This is a genomic window from Leptospira bouyouniensis (genome assembly GCF_004769525.1).
Taxonomy (GTDB): Bacteria; Spirochaetota; Leptospiria; order Leptospirales; family Leptospiraceae; genus Leptospira_A; species Leptospira_A bouyouniensis.
The window spans coordinates 79,851-105,105 of record NZ_RQFT01000003.1; the positions used below are offsets into that span (position 1 = coordinate 79,851).

The following is a 25,255-nucleotide window of genomic DNA, read 5'->3' on the forward strand; positions in this document are numbered from 1 at the left end:
CACTAGCAAAAAAGTCACCCCGATTTGAAATTGGTTTAAGAGATAGTTTATGGTCCAAAAAACGGAAACAAAAAAGGCCAAACAGATTTTGCATGATGTCATTTTTGAACTGCAAAACGTTTCCGAATCCATGCAATGGTTTCTGCCATACGACCGTCTTTCGGAACTTCTAGAAATACGAAAAGAAGAGTGCCTACGTAAAGTTTATCAATTCAAAGCTGCCAAACCACAGATGACATTGTCCGGTGGATTCCATGAAGTTGATGGTGACCTACTTGTAGATTTTTTGGCTTGGATTCTAGAATTAGATGAAGTTGCAGAAGAATTTTTAAAAGGTGGGATATTTTTTAGCGAACGTCCGTTATATGAACTGAGAGAATCCTACAAATCACTTATCCAAAAAACGATCGCTAACCATAAATTGGATCAAGAATTAATCCTCCTCCTGACAGCTGCTACGATTGATTTTGATGATGCTGTGGATTCTTATCTAATGGATAAATTTGAAATCGATTTTTTTGTGAGAAGGTCCATCCACCAATTTTTGGAAAAATTCGATATCCACCCTGAATACGGTGCAGAAGAATTTTTATATGAATATTTAAAAAGTTTAATCCCTACAAAAATACTAAATTTCAGAGACATCACAAGGGAATTTCGAGATCGCACCTATTATGAGTTATATGGTAGATTTAGAGAGGCAAAAAAGAAAAAGAAGAAAAAACTTGTGCAAACTGTCACAGACGAAGTAAAGGACTTACTTGCTTTTTTTGATTTGGAACCAGGTGCTAACATCAGCGATGTTAAAAAGAAATTCAAAGAACTATTGAAAAAATACCATCCTGATATCAATAAAAAAGGGGAAGAGATGACAAAACGTATCATCTTAAAATATAATCGTTTGGTGGAATTGATCGGGACATAAATTCCACCATTCCATTTTTTCACAGAGTATTTAATATATAAAAATTCAAATCATTTCATTCGTAAGTCAAATTGGTATTTCACTTGAATTACATCTTTTGCTTTCATAAATAGCAATGTTGGATTTTCCAATTCAAAATCCGAAAATTTAACACCCAAAGTTCCATTAACATGTAATAAACCAGATTCTAAAACTTGCACGTTGGCATCTGTCACAAACTCTTTACTTTTTCCTCGAATTGTCAATTTCCCTTTGATCGCATAAATTTGAAGATTTGTTTTGGATTGGTTGATCGATTCTACTTTGACGTGTATCACTTGGAACTCTGGTGAACCTAAAATTTCATGCATATGGGAATCACGGCCAGAATCACCAGACGTAATTTTTAAGATTGGGATTTTGATTTCGAAAGGAGATCGTAAACGATACTGTCCGCCAAAGGATTGTAAGTTTGGATTTTCAATTTGAATTTCATTACAAATTCCAGTTACATTTTGAGCTGTATGATCTACAAAAAATTCAATTTGTTTATGGGATACTTCAATTGCCTGTAATTGGATTGCAGACAACAAAATAATGATTGTAATTATAAACTTTTTCATTCTAAAACCATTCCCTTCACATCAAAATTTAATCATAATCAATACAATTAACTTCAATTTCTCGGCCAGTTTATTTCTAATTTCAACGAAATCTTACAAAAAATTGAGAAATTAAATTATATGTCTAAGCAACTCATGACAACTCTTTAAAGTAAATAAATAATCCTTCCATCCCATTTATAAAATAGAGGGTACAAACTGCAAATCAATGGAGAAAGAATCGTCAATAAAATCCAACCACGTTGTATCAGAACAGAAGAGGATTTCCAATTTTCAATTGAAAATAAAATGAGAATAGGTGTAGAAAGTATCGCAAATACACGTCCCGTATCATATGTTAACATCGAAATCAAATAACAAACAAAAAAAACCAATATTGAAATTGGCATTCGAATGAATAAAAGAATCACAACAGGCCATAAACCATGAAATAGACCAAGAGTTCCCAGAGATGGTTCTGAGGTATTCATACGAACAAATTCATTGCCCCACATCTGAGAAAAAGTAGAAACTCGTGAATGATTCCAAATGATCAGTGTGTGATTAAAAATAAAAACCAAGAATAATGCATACAAAATGAAAGCGAAAAAGATAGCTCCGATCAATATCTTTAATTTTTCTTTATAAAAGATTAGAAAAGATACATTCAAAAGGAAAACGATTACTAAGAATTGGAAAAAATGATTTGTCATTCCTAAAAATAAGACTAGTGATAACAATACAACTTTTACTTTGGTTTGCAGTTCACAATATAAAAGAATTAGATATAAGGTGATTAAAAAAAATGTGATTGAATCTGAAAAACCAATCCATGTTTGAAAAATTAAATAAAGTGGAGACGAGGCAAGTAAGAATGAAAGTCCAATCGCAAAAGACCAATGAATACGTTTGGAAAAATAGGCAACATACAAAACACCAGATACAATTGTAATCCAATGTAAGATCATCACTATATCTTCCGGGCTCGTGACAAGACCGGAAATCCAAAGAAACCATGGTGTAAAAAACTGATCTAGAGGAGTATTTTTTGACCAAGGGTTCAGACTCAAATGATAAAATCCAAAATTGAACACCTTAGATTCAACTTTAGAAGAAAACAAAGTTTTAGGAATCCAAACAAAAATTTCCAATGAAACAATACTAATAAAAATGGAAACTATCGAAGAAACATTCCGATGAATGAATACTTTCATTTTGGAATCGTAACAGGAATTGATCCTTTCCAAGTGCTCATCCCACTACCTTCAATCGGATATGGTTTTCCTAAATACTTAGGAGGAGTATCCCATTGGATGTCCCACCAAGCAAGCATCCTTGCAGATAATTCTCGAAATAAATAATAAGTTTCTTTTTTATACGTTCTTAAATTGCATTCGTAACCGTATAACTCTAGTTCAAGTTCCTTTCCTAAATAAATCGCTCTTGGTAAAAAAAAGGATTGGCTAACAAATATTGCTTTTTTTACCAAAAACACTTCTTTTGCGCGAATCAATGTATCCAGTGTTCGAAAACCTGCATGGTCGACAAAGATATCATCTGGTTTTACTTGGTGTGACAACATGTACTCAAGCATAGGACGAAGTTCATTGTAATCGGTTTTCCCATTGTCACCAGAGAGTAAAATCTTTTTGACCTTTCCTTGTTTGTACAATTCCAAACCGCAAACCAATCGGTCCATTAGGATGGGAGATGGAGTTTTTCCATATACTGCGGCACCGGGAACAATAGCAACTTCCGCTTCAGGGATTTCCGAGGAATTGTTAGTGTGAATGGAGTTCTGATAGACAAGCCAAAAACCTAAATTGGAAGCCAATGTGACAAAACCAAGAATTCCAAAAATGATCGCGAAACCCAGAAACAGGGATTTCCACTTGACCCTGGAAAGGAATCGGAGCGTCTTATTTATGTAGGAATCGCGGTTCGTCATGAAGAAAAAAATTAAAGAGATTACGTCTGTTTTTTCACAAGACAATCCGAAAATCAAGAAACAGATTGATAAGGTGAAAGAAAAAGGTCACCAGCGGATGACCATTCTTGTCATACCTCATGGATATGATAGTTCTTTCCACTTTCAAATTTCTCACTTTACCATCCTATTTTTTTTAGGCCTCACTTTAGGTCTATTGAGTTTAGCGATTTTTGGAATTGTTCGCTCCAATAATACGCAAACACAAATTAACCAACTCTCCAAAATTTATGGAACTTATTTTGATACTTATATCACTCATGCCAACCAATTAGAAGAAATGAAAGAAGAGTATTCCAAACTGAATGAAAGTATGTTGGAACTTTTCACTCTGATTGATGGACAAGATGATGAACTTTTAAAAATTCCTGCAGAAGATTTTATCGAAACTGCTGCAATTGAATCACTCCAAAAAGAAGAAAAAGAAGACAAACAATTGGATGTAGGTCGAAAATATCTAAGCGAAATCTATGAACTTAGACAACTAAAACACCGAATGGACAATTACCAACGTTTGGTGGAAACGAATTTTCAATTTTTATACCAACGCTCAGATATTTTATCTAGATCACCATTATTCAACCCTATGTATTCATACAATTTAACTTCTCCATTTGGTATGCGGAAGTCACCTACCACTGGTTATTGGGAATATCATGATGGATTGGATATGGCAAATGCCACAGGGACACCTATTTATGCTGCTGCACCTGGCCGTGTGGTCCGAGTAACCTATTCCAATGTTGGGTACGGACACCATGTAATCATCCAACATGACTTCGGCTTTAGTACGTTATACGGTCATTGTTCTAGAATTTATGTAAGATCAGGCCAAGAAGTAAAAGCTGGAGAACAAATTGCAGAGGTAGGAGCCACTGGAAACGTAACCGGACCTCACTTACACTATGAAATCTTTATTTCGGAAGAAGGAAAAACCGATCCTGAACAGTACATGCAAGCTGGAGTTTACTGATTGCCTAAAAAATCAAAAGCAGATGATCCTAAAAAACGAATTTTAGAACTTCGTAAAGAAATCAATCGTCATAATGATTTGTATTACAAGGATAACTCACCGGTCATCACTGACAAAGAATTTGATTTACTCGTCAAAGAACTACAAAAACTAGAAAAAGAAAATCCAAATCTAACAGATGTATCTTCTCCAACAGCACAAGTAGGATCGGATTTAAGCCCACAATTTAGTAAATTTAAACACAAAGTTCCGGTATTATCCTTAGAAAATACCTATAATGAAACCGAACTCTCCGAATGGTTAGAGAAAACGGGGATCGAGGAAAACTATTCTTTAGAATGGAAAATTGATGGCGCCTCTATCTTGTTATACTACGAAAACGGGAAACTCACCCATTGTGTAACAAGAGGTTCTGGTGGAATTGGAGATATTGTCACAGAAAATGTAAAAACCATTTCTACCATCCCTCATTCTTTATCAGAACCTTTGAACCTAACAGTCCGTGGTGAAATATTTATGACCTTCGCTGATTTTGAAGAATTCAACGAAGAGTATGGTGGAAAGTTTGCCAATCCAAGAAACTTAGCTGCAGGTTCCATCAAACAAAAAGACCCAATGGATGTCGCCAAACGTCCGTTACGAATTTATGTTTATGATGTATATTTTTCAAGTTCTAGAAAAGGAATCAATTCTCATAAAGATATCTTAAGTTTATTAAAAAAAGAAAAGTTTCCACTCGCACCTGATACAACGATTTTGACAGGAGCCAAGTTACTCAAAGAAATCGAATCCTATCGCAAAAAAAAAGACAAAATGCCATTTCCAGTGGATGGACTTGTGATCAAACTGGATTCTTTAAACTTACGAGAAAATTTAGGTGAAACTAGTCATTCCCCACGTTGGGCAAGGGCCTTTAAGTTTGATGCACTCCTCAAAGAAACCACAATTGAAGAAATTGATTTTGCCATTGGACGTACAGGAAAAGTCACACCCCGTGCCAAAGTAACACCCATCTCTCTTGCAGGAACCACTGTCACATATGCCACCTTACACAATCAAGACTACATCAATCAACTTGGTGCAGGCATTGGTGCAAAAGTTTTAATCTCCAAACGTGGGGAAATCATTCCTGCTGTGGAAAAAGTGACCTTCCCTCCAAAATCGATTTTTGTCCTACCGAATCATTGTCCATCGTGTAACACAAAATTAACGAAGGTTGACGATTCTGTCGATTTCTTCTGCACAAATAGGAATTGCCCTGAGCGAAAACTAAACCAACTCATCTTTTTTTGCAGCAAAAAACAGATGAACATTGAAGGTTTAGGTGAACGACAAATTCAGATTTTTTTTGAAAAAGGTTGGGTGAAAGACATACCCGATTTGTATACATTAGAAAAATACAAATCAACCTTAATCGAGTTAGATGGATTTGGTGAAAAATCTGTGAAAATTATCTTTGATGCAATAGCGAAATCTAAAGAAAAAGATTTTCGATTCACACTCCCTTCCATCGGTTTAAATGAAGTGGGTCCAAAGGTCACAGAAATTCTCATCGAAAACGGATATGATTCCTGGGACAAACTCCTCACCCTTTCCAAATCCAAAACAGCTAGTGAAGAATTAAAAGCCATTCATGGTATCGGACCACGAACCATCGATGCATTGCTTGGCCATTTAAAAGACAAAGAAACTCTAAAATTGGTAAGTACCTTAATCAAACTAGGACTTAAGTTCCAAGCAGACGAAACCGAAAAAAGCGATTTACAACCGTTTGTTGGTCAAAGTTGGTGTGTGACAGGTAGTTTTGAAAATTTCCAACCGCGTGACTTAGCGATGGACCTCATCACGAGACACGGCGGAAAAAAAGTAACAGGTGTTTCGTCAAAGACAACACACCTTCTCTATGGACCAGGTGCCGGCTCTAAACTCGACAAGGCCACTGAACTTGGTGTGAAACTTGTTTCCGAATCAGAATTTTTAGATCTTTTGAAAAAAGAAGGGATTCAGATCCAACCATGAGAAATCGAAATTCAGATTGATACATTTTTTTTCGATAGATTATTTTGATCATCAAAACTAACGAAATTTTTTCCAAAATTATCAGCGATACAGTTTGATTGGTTTTCCAGTGATACAGTTAAGATATTGAAAAACTCGATTCAATTTCTTACCACCGATATCATTCGAAACGTAATTCTGAAATTTATTGAAAACCAAAATATGATTTTGGTAATACCAAATACCTGAAATAAATAGGGTTTGTACTAATTGTATTTTTTGGGAAGATTCAGTCTTAAAAATTATATTCTAAATGCAAATCAGGAGATGACACAATCATTGAATTTTGTTCACAAGAAAGAATCATATATTGAGAAAATATTTACTCCAAAGATTTGTTTTTATCCTATTCACTAAAATATTCATTGAAATTTAATGAGTTCAATCCAATCTCAACCGCACTACTTATAGTGACGGTATTAAAATAATGGATAATTCAACAGAAAACGTAACCTTATTGGCAGGTTTTGCTCACGATTTACTTTCTGCTTACAAAGAATATGAATCAGGTCTTGCAAAAGATCTTTTTACCTTAGGAAAAGAATTACCTTCGGATCCCACATCCCTCATTCCAATACAGAAATACAATGAGATGTGCGATTGGATCGAAAAAAAACTTGGTTCAGCGAATTTGAAAAAAGCAGGTAGAACCATTGGCGAACGAGTTTATGGTATCATAAAACAATATGGAATGATTGATGATTCTGCAACTCCTAATAAATGCCTCGAAGCTTTAAAAATTGTTGCTGACCAAGCGATTCAAGATCCCAAAAAAAGAGGTTGGGAGATACTTGTCAATGAAGACAAAAGAGTTGTTATGCGACGTACTCAAACATTTAATAGCATATTACAAGAAGGATTATTAGCTGGACTTGTAGAAAAAGCAGGTGGTGGAATGACAAAGGTTGTATTATTGAAATCAATTGCAAATAAAGATGAGTTCGATGAATACGAAGTGACTTGGAAATAATTACATCAAATTGACTAGTTAATACAATGTTGGGCAATCGTTTAAATACCAATTCATATTTTCATTGAATAAAGTTCATGTAACATTGCCCAGCACTATCACAATATCTAACTGAATAAAAACTATCATAAAATCTTTTATAAATTATCTACGAAATCCCACTTAAATAACGAATCTATCGTAGGATAAAAATCAAATGTACAATATCCAAAATTCATTTTTTTTCTTGACATGCAGGTATTTACCTGCATAATATTTCCAATGCCCAAAGAAGGAAAAGATACAGATCTGGTTTTCAAAGCAATGGCCGACCCAAATCGGCGAAAGGTTCTAGATCTACTCTTTTCTAAAAATGGACAAACACTCAGCCAATTATGTGAAGAACTGGATATGCAAAGACAATCGGCAACCCAACACATTGATATCTTGATCAATGCCAATCTCATTTCCTTTGTTTGGAAAGGGCGTGAAAAACTACATTTCATCAACCCAGTTCCGATTTACGAAGTGTACGAACGTTGGGTACGTAAATTTGAAGAAAATCGATTAAGTTTTTTGCATGATTTAAAAACCCAGCTTGAAGGAGACACTCATGGAGCAACATAACTTTGTTTATGTGACATTTATTCTAAGTACACCTGAGAAGGTTTGGAATGCAATCATCGATCCCGAAGTGACGAAAAAATATTGGTCGGATCCATTGTCAAAAAATCCAGCTCATATCAATGTTTCCGAATGGAAAGTTGGTTCTGAATGGAAACATGTAAAGATGGATGATGATAAAACGGTTGATATTTTAGGAAAAGTTTTGGAAGTGAACCCACCAAACAAACTTGTCATCTCTTGGTCTAGACCTAACGAAATCAAAGATCCTACCAAACATTCTCGTGTTACGTTTGAGATCGTAGACTACGCAAATGGACTTGTTCGTTTGGCTGTCACTCACGAAGACCTAGACTCTCAAATGTATAATGGAATTTCTTCTGGTTGGCCAAGTGTTCTCTCCAATCTAAAAACATATTTAGAATCTGGATTGCCATTAGCAGGTCATATCAACTAATTCAGAGGAAGTTAATTTCAATAGATCACCTTAGTAAGTTGATTCCTTAACCAAAAGAGATAGAGTTATCTTGAATGTTGCATTAAAATTCCATAAAATGGATTCGACGATTCTCTATCATTTTATTTTTATCAGATGACAAATTGAGTATCGATAGTATTGAAATAGATTTCCGATTTACAATAGAATCGATCTGTCGCCATTACAAACACTTAAAATTTGTATTTTTGAACAAATGACTTGGTTTCAATCCGTTTAGACCAAATGAATCAAGTAACGATTTCCTCATTCTGTTTTGAAAAACTAACGTCTGATTCAACAAACGTTAGTTTCATTTTCTAAATTCCTACTTACCTACCTACCAAGGAACAGACACATTATTCCAAGTGGTAAAAGTTCCCGATGGTTCATCTGGTCCATACATAGCAACCCTTATCACCTCCCTTGCACCATCCTCAAGGCTTTCAATCCCTTCAAAATTGGTAAGGACTGATTTAGTAAAACCAGGTGATACTAAGTTTACCTTAATTGCCGTGTCTTTCAATTCCAACATCATTGATAATGTAATCCCATTGAGTGCAGTTTTTGAAGCAGCATATACAGGATTATAAAAGGCACTGGAACTAGAGTTAGAGTCTGAATTCAAAGTGAGTGAACCAAGAGTACTCGATACATTCACAATTCGAGCATCTTTGGATTCTCGTAAAAGTGGAAACATAGCCTGGTAAACAGCAAGGACTCCAAACACGTTGGTATCCCAAACAACACGCATTTCATCAATTGATGCTAAACTCGCGCGAGCAGAGGACATATACTCATACATCGATAAACCTAGTTTTTGCATCCTTGTATTGGAAATTCCTGCATTATTAATGAGTAAATCTAATCGGCCAAATTGTTTTTGAATGGTTTCTTTCGCATCTGCAATCGATTGACGGTCTGTGACATCCAATTGAATGGCAACACATCCATTCTCAATTTCTTTTGCCGCAATTTCCCCTCGTTTTTTGTCTCGTGAACCCAGAAGGACTTTTATCCCATTCCTCGCCAATTCTTTAGCTACCTGAAAACCAATCCCTTGGTTCGCTCCAGTGATAAGAGCAATTCGTTTATTCTCTGATTCCATCTTTCTCTTCTCCTCATCGAATCTAGCCTTTAGCCCCAACTCCGTCTGGTTCACTGTATTTACGGAACCATAGAGTTTCGGAACTTATCAGTATCGTATTTGGACATTGAAAAGATGTAATTCTTCGGTCAATTAAAAATTTTTCTAAAAAGATAGTTCCCTTTCCTTCTGAAATGATTTTGTATGTTATAATCAAATTCGAATGGATAAGAAGAAAAAAGGCCTAATACCAAAAAAATCCTCACCTCCTACTGTCATGGGCAGAAAACGTGACGCTTCCCTTGATATTTCAATTTTAAAAGCTACCTTAGAGATGTTAGCGGAAGAAGGTTTTGATGGAATGACGATGGATCAAATTGCAACCAAGGTTGGTACTGGAAAGGCTGCATGTTACCGCCGTTGGCCATCGAAAGTCAAACTTGTAAAAGATGCATTGATTTGGATGAATCGAAATCAGTTAGAACTCGAAAAAATTCCAGACACAGGTTCTCTCAGAAATGATTTTTTAGCTGTTCTCAAACCACATTCGATGGAAGAGGCAAATGCAAAACTTAGAGTACTTGGAGGGCTCGGCACATTTTGGTTAGATGATGAAATTGAAAAAAAAGGAATCACTGAAATTTTTGGACCATGGACTGAAGTTAACCGAACATTGATCCAAAGAGCCATGGAGCGTGGGGAAATATCAAAAAAAGCAAATGTTGAACTTGTTTGTAAGGTTTTGAATTCTATGGCAACTTACCGTGCTCTAATCGAAAGAAAACCCCCTGATAAAAATCTTTTTATTGCGATGATTGACCAAGTGGTGATGCCTGCTTTAAAGAATCCCGGTTAGATGATTGCATTTCACTCGCCAAGTGGATAATAAAAATGCACCACATCTTCTGCTCTACCACCAGTTGATTTATAAAAATCCAATGCATAATCATCAACCAAATCAGCTTGGACAAACACCTCTTCCATCCCTTTTTCTTTGCAATACGAATTAATTGAAGTGATAAGTGATTTACCAATTCCTTTCCTCTGCAAATGAGTTTGTACAGCCAGATCGTAAATGTACACAAGTGGTCTTTCTGAGTAGTACTGCCGTAAAAGGTAAGAAGTAAGTCCGCCTACTACCTTTCCATCCAAAATGGAAACAAACACGAAAAAATCATCACGTTCTAAAAGGGATTGTAGGTAATTTGGATTTGGCATTTGAAACTGTTTCATCTCAAAAACATCTTCAAAGACTCGAATGAGTTCGATGAATTGTTCCAAATCAGTTGACGACAATTTTTTAATCTCTGTGTTAATCATTTTGATTCCTGAGCCTTGAACTTTTTTAAGCAAAGTTTCTCCAAAGACTGAATGATAAAAATATATGGTATTATTTGATTCGTTCCAAGACACCTTTTCGTTTGACGATATTTTTATAATCCCATTGGATATTCTTCGCTTTCGATAACCAAAGTTTTAAGTCCTTTTTTTTGATTTGTTTTACATCTGTATAACGTACTTCGGCTGCTTTAAAACTACCTTCAGGGACAAGACCTTCTACCCCAAAACTTTGCCCACTCCAAAAAAGAAGTCGAACACTTGCCTTTAACTTACTATAACCCACTATAGGATTTCCATCCAAAAACCAAACAGGATGGGCATGCCAAATTTTTCTCTCTGCTTTCGGCAGATTTTCACAGATCACTTTATACAACAAATTACAGATCTCAAAATCTGCCGGTGATAATGAATCATGATAGTTTTTAATATCTTGTTCCATTTTTAATCTACCGTAAGCAAAAATATAAACTAATCAAAATTAAGTGAATATTCAGTTCTGAACTCTTAGTTTATTTGCAAACTTTTTTTACCGTTGATACAACTTTTACATCAACAGTCGGCCAAAGTTTACTCACACCATCAGCACCTTTGTGTAAGTCATTGCACTCTGCATTCAATTTATTCAAACCTTGTGATAAACCAAGTGTTACCACGTCCACTGTTCCATTCACTTCTACAGTATTTTCTTTCCATACAAAGTTTACGGGAATGATTGTTTTGGATTTTCCAAATTGAAGGTTTAATTTTGCGGTTCCTGTTTCTCCCACTGAAATCTCAGAAAAATTTCCAATTAACTTTTGGTTACCTTTTACCGAACCAAAGAACAACTTTTTAATTTTGGAATCTCGGTCTGGATTTGAGGAATTGACGGACAAACTGTCTATTTGGAATCGAATTTTTTCCGCAACACCAAACTTTGATTTGTCTTTGGTATTACCTATAACACGAATTGTATCAAATTTACCTTTAACACCTGTTTTTTCTGTAAATTTGAACGCTGTCCATTCAAGGTTGGTTTGGGTTGGATCGTATTCATAAACGCAATTTTCTTTTGCATCAATTGACCCCAAGTTGCCGACAAGGAATAGTGCCAAAATAGTATAAAAAATTTTCATAGAAACCTCTGCACAATGATGGAAAATCAAAAACAAAGTTTTGTCAAGAGGAGTCTAAAGCACGAATTGAAATTCACATGTTAAAATTATTACAATCGTTGGTACTCCATTTCCGAAACCAACTCTTCAAAACAAAGGAGACGGAACTCCCCATACGACTTTCAACGGGAGAATCGTTCGCCCAGTCCATTTTGGACTTTTTATCAGAATCGTTAAGCATCCAATCTGTCCCAAGTCAAATTTTGGAAGGATTTCGCTCCCTCCGAAGTAAATTCCCACATGAATCTAAATTAGAATTTCTCGATTATTTAATAGCAGCTTCACACCAATACCAAATCAAACTTAACTTTGTCCAAAAATCCATTTTGGATATTAGAAGTTATATCACCAAAGATGCTCCGTTTTTATTCCAAATCAAAAGCAAAGACCTTGGCCTACCAGATTTTTATGCAGTGGTAGGTTACCATGCTTCCTCTTATCTCATTCGACCACTTCACAATTACATTGGAGAAGAAGAATGGGTTTCGGAAAAGGAGCTTCTCAAATTATTTGGAATCAAATCAACAAAAGATGTTGTCGATTGGATTGTTGCAGAACCAACATTTCCTTTTTCAGCTCCTCAAGTAATTCAATCTTCTACTTCAGCACTAAAGAATGCGATCAAACAAATTTACCATTTGATTCGTATTGAGTCAAAAGATGTTTGGATTGTTTTCATTTATGGAATTGGTATTGGAATACTTTCCCTGGTTGTTCCTGTTGCTACTTCTTCTTTAGTTAATATTGTTGCGTTCGGTGTTTTATTACAACCAGTCATCATATTAACTTTGTTGGTTGTGTTTTTTTTGGGATTTGCTGGTGCCATGCAAACCATTCAGATTTATGTCGTGGAAATTTTGCAACGTAGAGTTTTTGTTCGGATCGCAACCGAATTTGCCGTTCGGTTTCCAAGGATACGTCAAGATGCCCTAGACAAACACCACAACCCAGAACTTGTAAATCGATTCTTTGATACTATGACGATCCAAAAATCCATTCACTCTTTGTTAGTTGATGGATTGGCAGTTGTTTTAACCACTGTTATTGGATTTGTTTTAATTTCATTTTATCATCCAATTTTTATTGTATTCTCTTTGTTTATACTTGTTGTCGGTGGTTACCTCGTGATTTACCAACTCGGTAGACCAGCTTCCGAAAATTATATCAAAATATCAAAAGAAAAATACAAAGTAGCGGCATGGCTTGAAGAAGTTTCTCGCCATTCGGCTTTATTCCACTCAACATTTGGATCGCATTTTGCCATTGAACGAGCAGATTCCCTAATTCGAGATTATCTCTTTGCTCGCAAAAAATATTTTTCAGTTTATATCAAACAAATCATTGGTCTTGTCGGCATACAAGCGTTAGCTAGTGCGATCGTACTTGGGATTGGAGGTTATTTAGTCATCCATAGACAATTAACTATTGGACAGTTGGTAGCCGCAGAGCTTGTTATTGCAAAAGTACTCAATGATATTTCAAAATTTGGAAAACAACTCGATAGTTTTTATAGTTTAATTGCGGCAGTTGATAAAATCAATTCGGTCTTCCATCTACCAACATTAAAAACTAAAACAGTTCCTTTTGAAATTCCAAAAGGACCGATCCAAGTACAACTTTCAGGGATAGATTATTCCCTGACCAATGGACATAAAATTTTTTCACAGTTCAATTTAAAAGTCCAAGCAGGTAAAGCAATCGGTGTTTCATCTAACACACCTTATGACGCACACATCCTACTTGATTTGTTAAGTGGTCTCAGAGAACCAAATTCTGGTATTGTTGAATACAATCACCAAAACATCCACGAAGTTTCCAAAGAACAAATCCAGTCTTATACAGTCCTTGTAAGAGGAAATGAAATCTTTGAGGGGACGATCCTCGAAAACATACGTGTGGGTAGAGAAGAAATTTCACTTATCACAATCCGCGATTTATTAGACCAACTGGGACTTTGGAAAACAATCCAATCGCTACCATATGGAATCCACACACAACTGTTAACCTTTGGACATCCATTTGATAATGTCCAGTCTGCCTTACTTGCTTTGACAAGAGCTCTGATTGGAAATCCAAAACTGATTCTGATAGATGGAATCCTTGACCAACTCCCACCGGTATTGTTAACTTCTTGTTTAAAAGTTTTACTCCAAAAAAATCGGGATTGGACTGTGTTCATTGTGTCCAAATCTCCGACCATCCTTGGACAAATGGACCAAATCCTAAAACTGGAAGATGATTCTCATTCATTAAAGGTTAATTCATAAAAAACTATGAACACGAATATGTCACCAAAATGGAAACTTCGTAAAAACCTACCTTCGTATCGGTTAGTACAAACAGCTCTTCCAGCGCAAAGTTTAGCATACATTCTCACTGTAATTTTTTTCTTAAGTGTACTCATTTTACTCTATGTTCCTTGGCAACAAACCACAATGGGTTTTGGCCGAGTGGTTGCCTACGCTCCACTAGACCGCCAACAAGTCATTGAATCTCCTATTAGTGGAAGGGTTGTGAAATGGCATGTCCATGAAGGTACTCGTGTCAAAAAAGGAGATCCCATCATTGATATCTCCGATAATGATCCGAATTTTATAAGTCGAATTCGAGAAGAAAAAAATGCCCTCTTACAACGATTAGAGGCCGCAAGATCAAGAGAAGACAACATTCGATCTAGGATTTTAAGTTTGCGTTCTTCTATGGGAAGTGCGGTAAATGCTGCTGACTCTCGTAGGATGATGGCAAAAGATCGAGTCCGAGCCAGCGAACAAGCAGTAGATGCTGCAAAGGCTGCATTAAAAACTGCAAATCTCAATTTGGACCGACAAAAACAATTATGGGAAAAAGGACTTACTTCCAAAAGGACTTTAGAACTTGCTGAACTTGACCATACAAACGCAGAAACAGGACTTGACCGAGCAAAGGCAGCTTATGATGCGGCAGTCAAAGAAGAACGTGCATTAAATAGTGATACTGGAAGAGTCCAACAAGATGCAGAAGCGTCGATTAATGATGCGAAAGCATCACTCGCTTCCGCACAATCCGAAGTGGCAAGGGTTTTAGAAGACTTACCTAAATTAGAAGCAAGGTTATCTAGACAAGAAAACCAAGAAATTTTTGCACCAAGAGATGGGATCATCATGCGAATCCTAGTGAACCCTGATACACAACAGGTAAAAGAAGGGGACGGAGTTGCCATCTTAGTGCCAGATGCTGAAGACAAAGCGGTTGAACTTTTTATATCGGGGAACGATATCCCACTTGTTGGGGAAGGGAGAAAGGTCCGATTACAATTCCAAGGATATCCTGTATTACAAATTAGTGGGTGGCCAGAGACTGCTGTAGGAACATTTGGCGGTGTTGTCAAACTTGTTGATATCACTGATAATGGATCGGGAAATTTCCGTGTGCTTGTCATCCCTGACCGAGATGACCGCCAGTGGCCGTCCAGTCGATACTTACGACAAGGAGTTCGCGCCAAAGGTTGGATCTTTCTCAATCGTGTAAGTGTTGGATATGAATTATGGAGAAGGTTCAATGACTTCCCACCAAATTTACCAATGGATGATCCAGAAATGAAATCATTGTTAGATGAGAATGGTGGAGGAGACCAAGGAAAATGAAATCGCATCTAAATTCACTTTTATTTGCATTGATATGCCCTTTTGGTATGTTATTTTCCTTTTTGTTAGAAGCGGATCCTACAAAAGATCCTTTCGAGTCGTTACATGGTCCAAATATTTATTCACAAGACTATATCAACCAACAGCCGGGAGTCCTCACACTCGCGGAACTTTTAAAGTCTGTTGAAAAATCGTATCCGCTTGTCCTTGCTGCCGAAAAACTTTTAACTGAAACAGAATACAATTATTTGGCCGCAGAAGGTGCGTTTGATTTACAATTTAAATCCATGGGAACAACAAAACCCATTGGATACTATACAAATAACGCAGCAGATACAGTGTTTGAAAAACCAACTCCACTTGGAGGTACATCTTTTTTTGCGGGGTATCGTATTGGACGTGGTAAATTTCCAGCCTATGATGGAAGGCGAGAAACAAATGATTATGGGGAAGTAAGAGCTGGTGCCATCGTTCCCCTCATGCGAAACCGTGAGATCGATAAAAACAGAGCCGACCTTCGTAAGGCAGACATTGATCGTAAACTTGCGGAGTTATCCATCCAAAAATTAAAAATTGAAGTCATCAAAGAAGCAACCAAACGGTATTGGAAATGGGTAGCCAGTGGACAGGAGTATCTTGTCAACAAAGACCTGTTAGAGATTGCAAAGAATAGACAACAACAAATCTCACAACGAATCAAATTAGGTGACATTCCCAAAATGGAAGGCACAGAAAATGACCGTGCCATTTTACAAAGAGAATCACAATTTGTGTCAGCTGAACGAGAGATGCAAAAAGCAGCGATTGACTTATCATTATTTTTACGAGCTGCCGATGGTAACTTAATCCTTCCTTCAACAGACAGGTTGCCCATTGGGTTTCCCAAACCAATCGATTACAAAGGTTTGGAATTAGACAAAAGTATCAAAATCGCATGGAAGTTTCGACCTGAAATCCAAGATTATGAATTCAAAAGGGAAAAAGCCCGAGTCGACCAAGATATGGGTTACAACTCTTTGAAACCACAAGTGGATTTGGTAGTTGCTGGTTCACAAGACTTTGGTCCTGGTTCCGTGACGAGGGCAAAACCCGAACTAGAAGCATCCCTTGTTCTCAATGTTCCCATCCAAACAAGGCGTCCTCGAGGGATGATTGGAGCAGCAGAAGCAAAAATCGCTCAACTAGACCAAGAACTCCAATTCTCAAAAGACAAAATCAAAACAGAAGTACAAGATGCTATCTCAGAAGTGATCGCATCTGCAAAACGTGTAACTGTCACTCAAAGTGAAGTCGAACTTGCGCGAAAATTGGAAGAGATGGAAAGAGAGCGATTTGCATTAGGGGATTCTACTCTGTTGTTTGTGAATATTCGGGAACAAACAAGTGCTGAAGCGGCAGTGCGTGAAATTAAGGCATTGTACGATCATCATGTCGCTGTTGCCAACTTCCAAGCATCGACTGCTAGCTTCTTACAAAATTCTCCGACTCCATAGTCGTAATTCTTCTGTAGAAAAAAAAACGACTTTCACATCTCAAGGAATTCCTAAACTTTTCCCTAAAGAAGGTATCTATGCACGGGGAAGAGTCACTTTTACAAGACATTGGTCTGAGTATTATATTTGCTACTGTTTTGAGCCATATTGCAAGGGTTCTCAAACAGCCGTTAATCTTAGGTTATATCATCGGTGGTGCGATGCTTGGTAAAGAAATGGGTTTTGAGCTTGTGACAAATGAAGCAAGTATTGAACTGATTTCAGAAATTGGACTCATCCTTTTACTCTTTATCATTGGACTCGAAATCAATCTCGCAGAACTCGCAAAAATGGGAAAGGCGATGTTCACTCTTGGTATTTTACAATTCACACTTTCCGTAGCATTTGTTTATTCTGTGTTTCCATTTTTTGGACTTTCTATTGGTTCCGAAAAATTTGACTTACTTTATATTGCCGTGGCCTTATCACTTAGTTCCACTTTAATCGTTGTTAAATTATTGCAAGACAAAGTAGAGATCAATACTCTCTCAGGAAAATTAACTGTTGGGGTATTGGTATTTCAAGATATCTGGGCCATTTTGTTTATGGGAGTTCAACCCAACCTAAACAACCCAGAAATCTTAAAAATCCTCAAATCTGTTGGGATTATTGTATTACTCATTGCCTTTAGTTTTAGCGTCAGTCGTTATGTTCTCGCCAAATTATACAAAGCATGCGCAAGTAGTCCTGAACTAATTCTATTAACATCGATTATGTGGTGTTTTTTGGTTTGTGGAATTGCAGGAGAAGCTGGGCTTTCCAAAGAAATGGGTGCTCTCGTTGCCGGTATGAGTATTGCCGCCTTCCCTTATGGTGCTGATGTGATTTCAAAACTGATTGGAATTCGAGACTTCTTTGTCACTCTCTTCTTTGTGGCACTTGGTCTAAAAGTCCCACTCCCTAGTTTGGAGGTTATCGGTCTATCTTCAGCCATCATTGCCCTTATGTTATTTGTGCGGATGATTACAATTGCCCCTGTCATCATCAAATTGAACAAAGGTGTTCGAAATGGATTCCTCACTGCACTAAACCTTGCTCAAATCTCTGAATTTTCTCTCGTTATTCTCGCATTAGGTGCTGGATTTGAACATATCACTCCCAAATTGCAAGCCGTGATCTTAACCTCCACGATCATCGCATCTGTATTATCGACATACATCATTATGTTCAATCATAACATCGCGGCTACATTAGAACGTCTCTTGGCTAAAGTGGGGATCACTGACCAAGCGGAAGAAACAAGTAATGACGAGAAAGGTGGGCATGGAGGCCATGGTGATGGAATGGTGCGAGATATCATCGTGCTTGGTTATTTCCGAATTGCGCGAGCCTTTGTGGAATACTTGGAAGATTTGTCTCCATCTCTTATCAAACGAATCATCATTGCCGATTACAACCCTGCCTTCAAAGAGGAACTTACAAACAAAGGTTTCCAATGGGCCTACGCTGACCTTGCCCACCCAGACTCGCTTTCCCACATTGGTCTTCATGATGCATCGATGGTCATTTGTACGATTTCCGATTCTTTTCTGAAAGGAACCAATAACAACCGTTTGCTTTCCACTCTTAGCAAATTGGCTCCAAATGCAAAAATCATTCTGACAAGTGACGAACCAGGTGAGGCTAAAAAATTAGTAGCAGATGGAGCTCAAAAAGTGATCATCCCAGGTGTTATCACAGGTGAATTTTTATATGAATACATTTCACGTGGTATGAGAAATAACGAAAGGGAAGTTTCGTAATTGAAAGTTATTTTAGAAATGAAACAAAGACAGAATCAAACTATCTAAAACGAATTTGAAATAAAAATACATAGAATTATTGTAACTTTCTTTTAAAAAGCTGGTAACAAATTACTGGCTTGTCTCTTTTTTCAAAACTGGTCAAAAACTATATTTTTTCCAGACCGATCACATACCGGTATCCAATATCTCTTGTGTTTCTTTAATGGAATTGATCACTAATCCCGCAACGGATCCAACATTACAATGATTAGCTTTGAAAAATTAATGAGTAATTTCTTTGTAGTAAAATGATATTTAAGCTTTATTTCATTTTACTACGAATTTCTGTCAAAATTTCAATTTGAATTTCTTGTATTTTCATCATTTTTGACCATTGATCAAGCAAAAGATGATCCACTTTTTCATGTAAGGTCCTAATTTCAATTTCAGATTTTAAATTAATTTTATAATCATTTTCAGATCGAATGCGGTCTTTCACTTCTTGCCTATTTTGACTCATCATGATTATAGGTGCTTGTATCGCTGCAATGCATGATAAAATTAAATTTAATAAAATAAATGGATAAGGATCAAAAGGTATTAAATAAAAATAAAAACTATTGCCAAAAATCCAAAAAAACAAGATTGTAAAAAATACGATTATAAATTTCCAACTTCCTCCAAAAGAAGCAACCTTATCAGAAACTTTATCTCCAAAATTTAATGATTCATTATTTAATGATGTATCAAGAGTCAAAATTTCATTTTCTTTGATACTTTTAATTACTTCTCTTTCTAATTTTTCAATATTCCCTTTTTCTTCTTCCACTAACTTTGTGATATATTTTGTTCGAAAAATGTTAAAATCATTTTTACAAATTTTACTGTCTGCATTCCATCTTGGATAATCAACATTGATCATTTCTGTAATTTCATTCCCAATGCCAAGTGCACTAATTAATTGATCTTCTCGAAACGACTTATTACAAACAAAACATTTGTTATTTTCCATATCATCCTCAAGCAAACTCTATTTTTTGTATAATCTCTTTCGATTTAAATCAGAAAACCAATCTTTGGCTTTGAAATCAATAGGAGTAATGATTCAGAATTAGAGCAAAAATACTTGCTACTCTGATTTCCAAAGTTTAGGAGAGAATGAAAGAGATAAAAATATCTAAATCAAACCCTTCTTTTTAAATTCTGTAATCACCACTTCCAAGTCTGCAGGGGAATCCACACCTAAGTTGGCTTTGTCGGAAAGGAAAACACCAATGGTTGATCCATTTTGAAGTGCACGCAGTTGTTCTAAAGATTCCACTGATTCCCAATCGGAAGCTGGTAGTTGGTTATAAGACATTAAAAAATCCCGTTCATAAGCATAAATGCCAAGATGACGGTGATACTTCGCATCACCTTTAAAGGAAGCCGGAATCATAGAACGAGAAAAATAATTAGCACGACCAGTTCGATCAAAAACCACCTTAACTTTGTTAGGGTCTTTTGGGTCTTCTGAGGGGGAAAAGGGTACTGCAGCCGTTGTCATTTCCCAATTTCGATGTTTTGTTTTTAAACCCACGACTCCATCGATAAGAGAAGTTTCCATGCCAGGTTCGTCGCCTTGGATGTTGACTATGATTCCATAGTTAGGGTACTTGTTTGCGACTTCAATGATACGATCGGTGCCTGTGGGATGGTCGGGGCTTGTGAGAATTGACTCTCCTCCAAAACCTAATACCACATCATGGATTCGTTTGTCATCAGTTGCGACCACCAAACGGTGGAAAGACTTCGAAAGGGAAGCGTGGTGGTAAGTCCACTGGATCATTGGTTTTGTGCCAATGAGGGCCAGTGGTTTTCCAGGAAATCTTGTGCTCGGGTACCGCGCCGGGATTACACCAAGGATTTGGTCGGACATAGTCCTAGTTTACCAAGAACTCGGTAAAGTAAACCTCTTTGATTTTTCCATTTGTCAAAATGTGATTTAAGTGGGCTTTGATTTCCTCACGCAAATCCAATTGGTTGGTAATGGATTTTAGATCATCTTTTGTTTTTCGAGCAATCACCAAGTTAATGATGTTTTGCATTTGAGCGACACGGGCTGCAAGTTCCGCTGAAAGTGCAGGTTGACCCGATTCAAATCCTAAAGACATCTTTAACTTCACAAAGTGTGATTCACCAACATCTGAAGTATTCACTCTAAACTCTTCTTGGAATGTGTAAACTTCCAAAGGAGGTGGAGCTTTCACAAGTGAAATATTCTTTTGTTGTTTGAAAACACTTGTTGCTGTTTTTTGAGCAACAAACATCGATATTACGGTTACAATGATAATTCCAAAAATGGCCGCAGCGATGTACAATAACCATTTGACAATGGGGGACATCCCAGCAGAGGCGGAACTACCTTCGGCTAACCCACCTTCTTCTTCATCTACTTCACGGTCGCCCATGTTAAAATTCTCCTTCTACATTTGTTTCAGTGTTCGGCAAACGAGTGTCAGGTAATCCATATTTACTTTCACCTGGTGCTCGTTTAGTAGACTTCTCTGTTAAAATGATGATATCCACTCTTCTGTTAAAAGCCTTTGCTTCCGGAGTACCTTCATTTTCCAACACAAGAGGTCTGTAGGATCCAAAACTAACCGCTTGGAACCAACTTGGTTCAATTTCTTCTGAGTTGATCATAAATACAGTGGCATTAACTGCCCTTGCTCCCGCCAAATCCCAGTTATTGATATATTCTCTTTCTTCACGTCCAGGACGACTCACTGGATTTACAGCATCATCATCACTATGCCCTTCTACTCTAACAAATCGTTCAAGCCCTTTGATAAGTCCTGCTGCTTTTCGTAGTGTTTCTCGAATAGCAGGTGTTAGGATTGCTGAACCTGGGTAAAAATAGTCTGCTCCTACAAGAGAAATCACAAGACCTCTTTCGTTTTCGGAGATTCTAACTTTCCCTGCTTCTACTTCAGGTTTGAATACTTCCTGGGCATCTTTTTTCGATTTGGATAAGTTACGCCCCACTACTTGGGAAGGAAGAGATTCAATTTGCATCCCCATCTCTTCCAAAGATCCTTTAGAAAGAGTTTGTCCACCAGTGAAAAAACCGGTGGTGGATTTAAATGCCGAGAGAATGATCTGCATCTCTTTTGCATCCGTTTTCCCTGTGGTATACAAAAGGATAAAGAAACAAAGGAGAAGTGTCACCATGTCCCCGTAAGTTGCCATGAACTCAGGAACTTTTTGGATACACTCAGGGCATTTTTCTTTTTTAGACGCCATGATTAAAGATTAATCTCCATCATCCTTCAATGCAACTCGTTCAGCAGGAGTTAAGAAACTCGCCAATTTCTCTTTTACAATCCTTGGGTTATCTCCCGATTGAATTGATAAAGTCCCTTCCACCATCACTTGTTTGATCACAAGTTCATCTTCTGATCTACGTGTTAGTTTTCTTACGACAGGTGCCGCAAATAAGTTCTGGGCAAGTGATCCGTATAATGTGGTAATTAGGGCCGTTGCCATACCTTGTCCAATGGCACTCGCATCCCCACCACCTAAGTTCTTTAACATCCCCACAAGACCCACAAGGGTCCCAAGCATCCCGAAACCTGGCGCAAAACCAGCGTAAGCATCCCACCAACCGCGACCATACGCATGTCGCGCAGCAGTGTTACCAATTTCGGTTTCCATAATGTTACGTACAAGTTCAGGGTCTGTTCCATCCACAACGAGTTGGATTCCCTTCTTTAAAAATTCTTCCGGTAATTCATTAATATCATCTTCTAAGGCAAGTAATCCTTCACGACGTGCTTTTTCAGAGAAACTAACTAAGGTAGTAATCAGTCCTGGTAAATCTGAGGGAGGATTTTGGAATGCTTTTTTTGTAACCGCACCCACGCCGATAGTAGATGTCCATGGGAAAGAGATGATGGTCGCGGCTGCCGCACCACCGAATGTGATCATGACGGATGGAATATCAATGAGGTCAGTGAGCGCAAGACCCCCCGAGACAACCCCAAGTAACATCAAGGCCAATCCTAAGGCCAAACCAATGACTGTAGCTATATCCATTTCTTATGTTTCCTCAGGCCTTTTTTCACCCACTCGAGGTAGGTTGTGGATTCTTGTTTGGTAAGCGATTACCTTTTCCACAACGTCCGTTACCGTCTCTTGTACAATGAATTTCTTCTCATTCACAAGAGTGATGATCGTATCTGGATTTGCTTCGATGGTCTCAATCAAATCTGCATTGAGAACAAATTCCGCACCTTTGAGTCGATGTAAAATGACCAAGAGATCCCCCTTCAGAGATTTCTATTTATGTCTATCGACTACCTTTCGAATTTCGCTTACGAATTTTTCTTCCGTGAATCGATTGATGGAATTTTGGAAATCCCAACGTTTGAATTGGATTTTTTCTGACCGTTTGATGGCATCATTTAAGGATTTTACCGTTTGTTCTTCGAAAAATACCCCTGTTTTGCCCTCTTTTACCGACTCTAAGGCACCACCTTTCCCATATGCGATGACAGGAGTGGCATAGGCTTGGGATTCCACAGGAGTGATCCCAAAGTCTTCCATCCCTGGGAAAATAAACCCACGAGCCTTTTTATACAATTCGATCACTTCGGTGCGGGGAAGTCCTTTTTTCCAAAGGATATTTTTTGGGAGATTTTTGACGAGTTTTCCTTCTTCCTGGCCCCCACCCACAAGGATAAGTGGTTTTCCATTCTCTCGAAAGGCTTCGATGGCAAGGTCAATTTTTTTATAAGGTGCAAAGGCAGATACCATCAAATAATAATCATCTTTTGAGTTATCATGCACACGAAAGTCTTGGGGCAAACATGGTGGATAAATGATTTTATAATCACGGCGGTAGTACTTTTGGATTCGCCTTCCCACAAAATGTGAGTTACATGTAAAATAATCCACACGGTTTGCAGAAGCAGCATCCCAAGTGCGAAGGTAATTGGCAATAGATTGTAAAAGAAAAAATTTAAAACCCTTTCGGTTTGGAAAATAATCATAATACATATCCCAAACATAACGCATTGGGCTATGCACATAACTTAGATGAAATGTATCAGGATGAGGGATGACACCTTTGGCGACACAGTGGGAAGAGCTGATGACAACATCGTATCCTTTAAGATCCAAGGATTCGATTGCCGTAGGGAATAAAGGAAGATAATAACGATAGTATTTCTCTTTAAACGGAAGGTTGTTTGTAAAGGCTGTTGTAATCTTTCTGTTTTCAATTCGTGCGTTTAGTTTCCCTTTTAAATAAAACAAACTAAACAAATCAGCCTCTGGGTATGCTTTTAACATACTATCAAGAACAACTTCTCCACCCCGCATACCGGTGAGCCAATCATGTATAATTGCAACTTTCATTAATTCTGTGGTCCAATCCTTCTTCCAGTTATCGGCGTAGTACGGCCGTAATACGATGCTGTTATTAAAAAAGGAATTGGCATGGTATTTTCTAAATTTCTAGAACTTTCCATATACCTTCTTCCTTCCTTTCCTATGGCTTCTGCGTCTTTGATGGTCGCAAGAAGTTCATCATACATCTCGGTACTCCCTATAATTTTAGGAATCGTACCTTGTGTTTGATTTAATTTATCGGTGATGGAACGAAAATCCAATGTGATTTGTCTTAGATCTGCTCTATTTTCTTCCATGGTTGCAGAAGTAGCTTTAAAAAAATCATCAAAATACCTTGCCGATGGTAAGTAATCTGGAGTTTTTTCCCCTTCTCGAAAGGTAGGTTTGAAAAAGGGTCGTTTTCCATCAGAACTCCCAGGGTTAATATTGATGATCCTACCCGAGAATAAAGTAACGGTTTGAAAATCCACCTCATAATTATCCCATAATGTCAATGGATCTTCCAAAGCAATATGGAGTTCGATCGCATGATCCATGTTATGGTCGAGAAATCTTCGATCTGGGACATCGATAAGTGGTCTGGAATCAATATGAGCTACGTATCCCTTTTGGATTCCAAGGATTCGAACTTCGGTCCCTTCTTTGATCCCATCAATTCGTGAATAAAACAATGAAAGTCGATAAGGATATTTTTTGGTAGGTCTATCTGGTTGGATAACAGTTGTAAAAAATGCAAAAACCAAAATCGAAAAAAAAATGATACCGGTGATGGTTTCGTTGTTTAATTTTTTTGATTTCACAGGGGACTCAAAGTAGTTTCTTTCAAAA

The 25,255-nt window shown here is 37.3% G+C and carries 26 protein-coding genes; 11 read left to right on the forward strand and 15 right to left on the reverse strand.

Going from position 1 to position 25,255, the window contains the following annotated elements:
* The first annotated feature begins 49 nt into the window (after nucleotides 1-49).
* A complete protein-coding gene (locus EHQ43_RS01930; protein WP_135770012.1) occupies nucleotides 50-925 on the forward strand; it encodes a molecular chaperone DnaJ in 876 nt (291 codons plus the stop codon).
* A gap of 50 nt (nucleotides 926-975) precedes the next feature.
* Here EHQ43_RS01930 and EHQ43_RS01935 read toward each other — a convergent pair whose 3' ends face one another.
* The 3 genes from EHQ43_RS01935 to EHQ43_RS01945 all read right to left on the reverse strand — a co-directional run bounded on the left by EHQ43_RS01935 (nucleotide 976) and on the right by EHQ43_RS01945 (nucleotide 3,454).
* On the reverse strand, nucleotides 976-1,527 hold the full coding sequence (locus tag EHQ43_RS01935; protein WP_135770013.1) for a YceI family protein: 552 nt from the start codon (nucleotides 1,525-1,527) through the stop codon (nucleotides 976-978).
* Nucleotides 1,528-1,673: 146 nt separating this feature from the next.
* A complete protein-coding gene (locus EHQ43_RS01940; protein ID WP_135770014.1) occupies nucleotides 1,674-2,720 on the reverse strand; it encodes a hypothetical protein in 1,047 nt (348 codons plus the stop codon).
* Nucleotides 2,717-3,454, reverse strand: coding sequence for a SanA/YdcF family protein (locus tag EHQ43_RS01945; protein ID WP_135740378.1), 738 nt, complete (start codon nucleotides 3,452-3,454; stop codon nucleotides 2,717-2,719). Before EHQ43_RS01945 ends, EHQ43_RS01940 begins: the two co-directional genes overlap by 4 nt.
* Here EHQ43_RS01945 and EHQ43_RS01950 point away from each other — a divergent pair.
* The 5 genes from EHQ43_RS01950 (at nucleotide 3,453) to EHQ43_RS01970 (ending at nucleotide 8,554) form a co-directional block, all read left to right on the forward strand.
* The gene (locus tag EHQ43_RS01950; protein ID WP_135740377.1) at nucleotides 3,453-4,466 is read left to right on the forward strand and encodes a M23 family metallopeptidase; all 1,014 of its coding nucleotides are present in this window, start codon (nucleotides 3,453-3,455) and stop codon (nucleotides 4,464-4,466) included. The two genes, EHQ43_RS01945 and EHQ43_RS01950, sit on opposite strands and share 2 nt — an antisense overlap.
* Nucleotides 4,467-6,485 carry an NAD-dependent DNA ligase LigA gene (gene ligA / locus EHQ43_RS01955; protein ID WP_135770015.1) on the forward strand — a complete coding sequence of 673 codons (2,019 nt, stop codon included), beginning with the start codon at nucleotides 4,467-4,469 and terminating at the stop codon, nucleotides 6,483-6,485.
* Between the two features lie 466 nt (nucleotides 6,486-6,951).
* The gene (locus EHQ43_RS01960; RefSeq protein ID WP_135740375.1) at nucleotides 6,952-7,494 is read left to right on the forward strand and encodes a hypothetical protein; all 543 of its coding nucleotides are present in this window, start codon (nucleotides 6,952-6,954) and stop codon (nucleotides 7,492-7,494) included.
* A gap of 261 nt (nucleotides 7,495-7,755) precedes the next feature.
* Nucleotides 7,756-8,100 carry an ArsR/SmtB family transcription factor gene (locus EHQ43_RS01965; protein ID WP_135753654.1) on the forward strand — a complete coding sequence of 115 codons (345 nt, stop codon included), beginning with the start codon at nucleotides 7,756-7,758 and terminating at the stop codon, nucleotides 8,098-8,100.
* Nucleotides 8,087-8,554 carry an SRPBCC family protein gene (locus EHQ43_RS01970; RefSeq protein ID WP_135740373.1) on the forward strand — a complete coding sequence of 156 codons (468 nt, stop codon included), beginning with the start codon at nucleotides 8,087-8,089 and terminating at the stop codon, nucleotides 8,552-8,554. The genes EHQ43_RS01965 and EHQ43_RS01970 overlap by 14 nt, the downstream gene beginning before the upstream one ends.
* Before the next feature lie 358 nt (nucleotides 8,555-8,912).
* On the opposite strand, the gene EHQ43_RS01975 is transcribed toward EHQ43_RS01970, so the two are convergent.
* Entirely contained in the window at nucleotides 8,913-9,680 is a 768-nt protein-coding gene (locus tag EHQ43_RS01975; protein ID WP_135753655.1) for an SDR family NAD(P)-dependent oxidoreductase, read from the reverse strand.
* Between the two features lie 202 nt (nucleotides 9,681-9,882).
* Between EHQ43_RS01975 and EHQ43_RS01980 the strand changes: the two genes are divergently transcribed.
* Nucleotides 9,883-10,515 (forward strand): TetR/AcrR family transcriptional regulator, encoded by a 633-nt coding sequence (locus tag EHQ43_RS01980; RefSeq protein WP_135740371.1) that lies wholly within the window; start codon nucleotides 9,883-9,885, stop codon nucleotides 10,513-10,515.
* Nucleotides 10,516-10,526: 11 nt separating this feature from the next.
* Here EHQ43_RS01980 and EHQ43_RS01985 read toward each other — a convergent pair whose 3' ends face one another.
* From EHQ43_RS01985 to EHQ43_RS01995, 3 genes are all read right to left on the reverse strand, one after another.
* Nucleotides 10,527-10,979, reverse strand: a complete 453-nt coding sequence (locus EHQ43_RS01985; protein WP_135753716.1) for a GNAT family N-acetyltransferase — start codon at nucleotides 10,977-10,979, stop codon at nucleotides 10,527-10,529.
* A 70-nt stretch (nucleotides 10,980-11,049) separates the two neighbouring features.
* Nucleotides 11,050-11,439 carry a DUF1801 domain-containing protein gene (locus tag EHQ43_RS01990; RefSeq protein ID WP_135770016.1) on the reverse strand — a complete coding sequence of 130 codons (390 nt, stop codon included), beginning with the start codon at nucleotides 11,437-11,439 and terminating at the stop codon, nucleotides 11,050-11,052.
* A gap of 70 nt (nucleotides 11,440-11,509) precedes the next feature.
* Complete coding sequence (locus tag EHQ43_RS01995) at nucleotides 11,510-12,115, reverse strand: YceI family protein (RefSeq protein ID WP_135740368.1); 606 nt, start codon at nucleotides 12,113-12,115, stop codon at nucleotides 11,510-11,512.
* A gap of 77 nt (nucleotides 12,116-12,192) precedes the next feature.
* On the opposite strand from EHQ43_RS01995, the gene EHQ43_RS02000 reads away from it, so the two are divergent.
* The 4 genes from EHQ43_RS02000 (at nucleotide 12,193) to EHQ43_RS02015 (ending at nucleotide 19,051) form a co-directional block, all read left to right on the forward strand.
* Nucleotides 12,193-14,421 carry an ABC transporter transmembrane domain-containing protein gene (locus tag EHQ43_RS02000; protein ID WP_135753658.1) on the forward strand — a complete coding sequence of 743 codons (2,229 nt, stop codon included), beginning with the start codon at nucleotides 12,193-12,195 and terminating at the stop codon, nucleotides 14,419-14,421.
* A gap of 18 nt (nucleotides 14,422-14,439) precedes the next feature.
* Nucleotides 14,440-15,777, forward strand: coding sequence for an HlyD family secretion protein (locus EHQ43_RS02005; RefSeq protein WP_208730855.1), 1,338 nt, complete (start codon nucleotides 14,440-14,442; stop codon nucleotides 15,775-15,777).
* On the forward strand, nucleotides 15,774-17,270 hold the full coding sequence (locus tag EHQ43_RS02010; protein ID WP_135740365.1) for a TolC family protein: 1,497 nt from the start codon (nucleotides 15,774-15,776) through the stop codon (nucleotides 17,268-17,270). The genes EHQ43_RS02005 and EHQ43_RS02010 overlap by 4 nt, the downstream gene beginning before the upstream one ends.
* Nucleotides 17,271-17,347: 77 nt before the next feature.
* A complete protein-coding gene (locus EHQ43_RS02015) occupies nucleotides 17,348-19,051 on the forward strand; it encodes a cation:proton antiporter (RefSeq protein ID WP_135740364.1) in 1,704 nt (567 codons plus the stop codon).
* A gap of 304 nt (nucleotides 19,052-19,355) precedes the next feature.
* Here EHQ43_RS02015 and EHQ43_RS02020 read toward each other — a convergent pair whose 3' ends face one another.
* From EHQ43_RS02020 to EHQ43_RS02055, 8 genes are all read right to left on the reverse strand, one after another.
* Nucleotides 19,356-19,955, reverse strand: coding sequence for a DUF1003 domain-containing protein (locus EHQ43_RS02020; protein WP_244242597.1), 600 nt, complete (start codon nucleotides 19,953-19,955; stop codon nucleotides 19,356-19,358).
* Between the two features lie 255 nt (nucleotides 19,956-20,210).
* Entirely contained in the window at nucleotides 20,211-20,951 is a 741-nt protein-coding gene (gene kdsB, locus EHQ43_RS02025) for a 3-deoxy-manno-octulosonate cytidylyltransferase (RefSeq protein ID WP_135770018.1), read from the reverse strand.
* Between the two features lie 4 nt (nucleotides 20,952-20,955).
* Nucleotides 20,956-21,483: a flagellar basal body-associated FliL family protein gene (locus EHQ43_RS02030; protein ID WP_002972703.1), complete on the reverse strand. Its 528-nt coding sequence runs from the start codon at nucleotides 21,481-21,483 to the stop codon at nucleotides 20,956-20,958.
* A gap of 1 nt (nucleotide 21,484) precedes the next feature.
* Complete coding sequence (motB, locus tag EHQ43_RS02035; protein ID WP_135740361.1) at nucleotides 21,485-22,318, reverse strand: flagellar motor protein MotB; 834 nt, start codon at nucleotides 22,316-22,318, stop codon at nucleotides 21,485-21,487.
* A 9-nt stretch (nucleotides 22,319-22,327) separates the two neighbouring features.
* Nucleotides 22,328-23,110 (reverse strand): motility protein A, encoded by a 783-nt coding sequence (locus EHQ43_RS02040; protein WP_015676774.1) that lies wholly within the window; start codon nucleotides 23,108-23,110, stop codon nucleotides 22,328-22,330.
* Nucleotides 23,111-23,113: 3 nt separating this feature from the next.
* A complete protein-coding gene (locus EHQ43_RS02045) occupies nucleotides 23,114-23,332 on the reverse strand; it encodes a flagellar FlbD family protein (RefSeq protein WP_135740360.1) in 219 nt (72 codons plus the stop codon).
* Between the two features lie 21 nt (nucleotides 23,333-23,353).
* Nucleotides 23,354-24,433, reverse strand: a complete 1,080-nt coding sequence (locus EHQ43_RS02050) for a glycosyltransferase (RefSeq protein WP_135740359.1) — start codon at nucleotides 24,431-24,433, stop codon at nucleotides 23,354-23,356.
* Nucleotides 24,433-25,227 (reverse strand): MlaD family protein, encoded by a 795-nt coding sequence (locus EHQ43_RS02055; protein WP_135740358.1) that lies wholly within the window; start codon nucleotides 25,225-25,227, stop codon nucleotides 24,433-24,435. The genes EHQ43_RS02050 and EHQ43_RS02055 overlap by 1 nt, the downstream gene beginning before the upstream one ends.
* Nucleotides 25,228-25,255 lie beyond the last annotated feature (28 nt).

Coding starts and splice junctions, on each gene's coding strand:
- kdsB (WP_135770018.1), bottom strand. CDS start 20,951: ATGTCCGACCAAATCCTTGGTGTAATCCCGGCGCGGTACCCGAGCACA.
- EHQ43_RS01930 (WP_135770012.1), top strand. CDS start 50: ATGGTCCAAAAAACGGAAACAAAAAAGGCCAAACAGATTTTGCATGAT.
- EHQ43_RS01945 (WP_135740378.1), bottom strand. CDS start 3,454: ATGACGAACCGCGATTCCTACATAAATAAGACGCTCCGATTCCTTTCC.
- EHQ43_RS01990 (WP_135770016.1), bottom strand. CDS start 11,439: ATGGAACAAGATATTAAAAACTATCATGATTCATTATCACCGGCAGAT.
- EHQ43_RS02015 (WP_135740364.1), top strand. CDS start 17,348: ATGCACGGGGAAGAGTCACTTTTACAAGACATTGGTCTGAGTATTATA.
- EHQ43_RS02050 (WP_135740359.1), bottom strand. CDS start 24,433: ATGAAAGTTGCAATTATACATGATTGGCTCACCGGTATGCGGGGTGGA.
- EHQ43_RS02040 (WP_015676774.1), bottom strand. CDS start 23,110: ATGGATATAGCTACAGTCATTGGTTTGGCCTTAGGATTGGCCTTGATG.
- EHQ43_RS01940 (WP_135770014.1), bottom strand. CDS start 2,720: ATGAAAGTATTCATTCATCGGAATGTTTCTTCGATAGTTTCCATTTTT.
- EHQ43_RS01970 (WP_135740373.1), top strand. CDS start 8,087: ATGGAGCAACATAACTTTGTTTATGTGACATTTATTCTAAGTACACCT.
- EHQ43_RS02010 (WP_135740365.1), top strand. CDS start 15,774: ATGAAATCGCATCTAAATTCACTTTTATTTGCATTGATATGCCCTTTT.
- EHQ43_RS01965 (WP_135753654.1), top strand. CDS start 7,756: ATGCCCAAAGAAGGAAAAGATACAGATCTGGTTTTCAAAGCAATGGCC.
- EHQ43_RS01960 (WP_135740375.1), top strand. CDS start 6,952: ATGGATAATTCAACAGAAAACGTAACCTTATTGGCAGGTTTTGCTCAC.
- EHQ43_RS01985 (WP_135753716.1), bottom strand. CDS start 10,979: ATGATTAACACAGAGATTAAAAAATTGTCGTCAACTGATTTGGAACAA.
- EHQ43_RS01950 (WP_135740377.1), top strand. CDS start 3,453: ATGAAGAAAAAAATTAAAGAGATTACGTCTGTTTTTTCACAAGACAAT.
- EHQ43_RS02005 (WP_208730855.1), top strand. CDS start 14,440: ATGTCACCAAAATGGAAACTTCGTAAAAACCTACCTTCGTATCGGTTA.
- motB (WP_135740361.1), bottom strand. CDS start 22,318: ATGGCGTCTAAAAAAGAAAAATGCCCTGAGTGTATCCAAAAAGTTCCT.
- EHQ43_RS02000 (WP_135753658.1), top strand. CDS start 12,193: ATGTTAAAATTATTACAATCGTTGGTACTCCATTTCCGAAACCAACTC.
- EHQ43_RS02020 (WP_244242597.1), bottom strand. CDS start 19,955: ATGATCAATGTTGATTATCCAAGATGGAATGCAGACAGTAAAATTTGT.
- EHQ43_RS01995 (WP_135740368.1), bottom strand. CDS start 12,115: ATGAAAATTTTTTATACTATTTTGGCACTATTCCTTGTCGGCAACTTG.
- EHQ43_RS02030 (WP_002972703.1), bottom strand. CDS start 21,483: ATGGGCGACCGTGAAGTAGATGAAGAAGAAGGTGGGTTAGCCGAAGGT.
- EHQ43_RS01975 (WP_135753655.1), bottom strand. CDS start 9,680: ATGGAATCAGAGAATAAACGAATTGCTCTTATCACTGGAGCGAACCAA.
- EHQ43_RS01935 (WP_135770013.1), bottom strand. CDS start 1,527: ATGAAAAAGTTTATAATTACAATCATTATTTTGTTGTCTGCAATCCAA.
- EHQ43_RS01980 (WP_135740371.1), top strand. CDS start 9,883: ATGGATAAGAAGAAAAAAGGCCTAATACCAAAAAAATCCTCACCTCCT.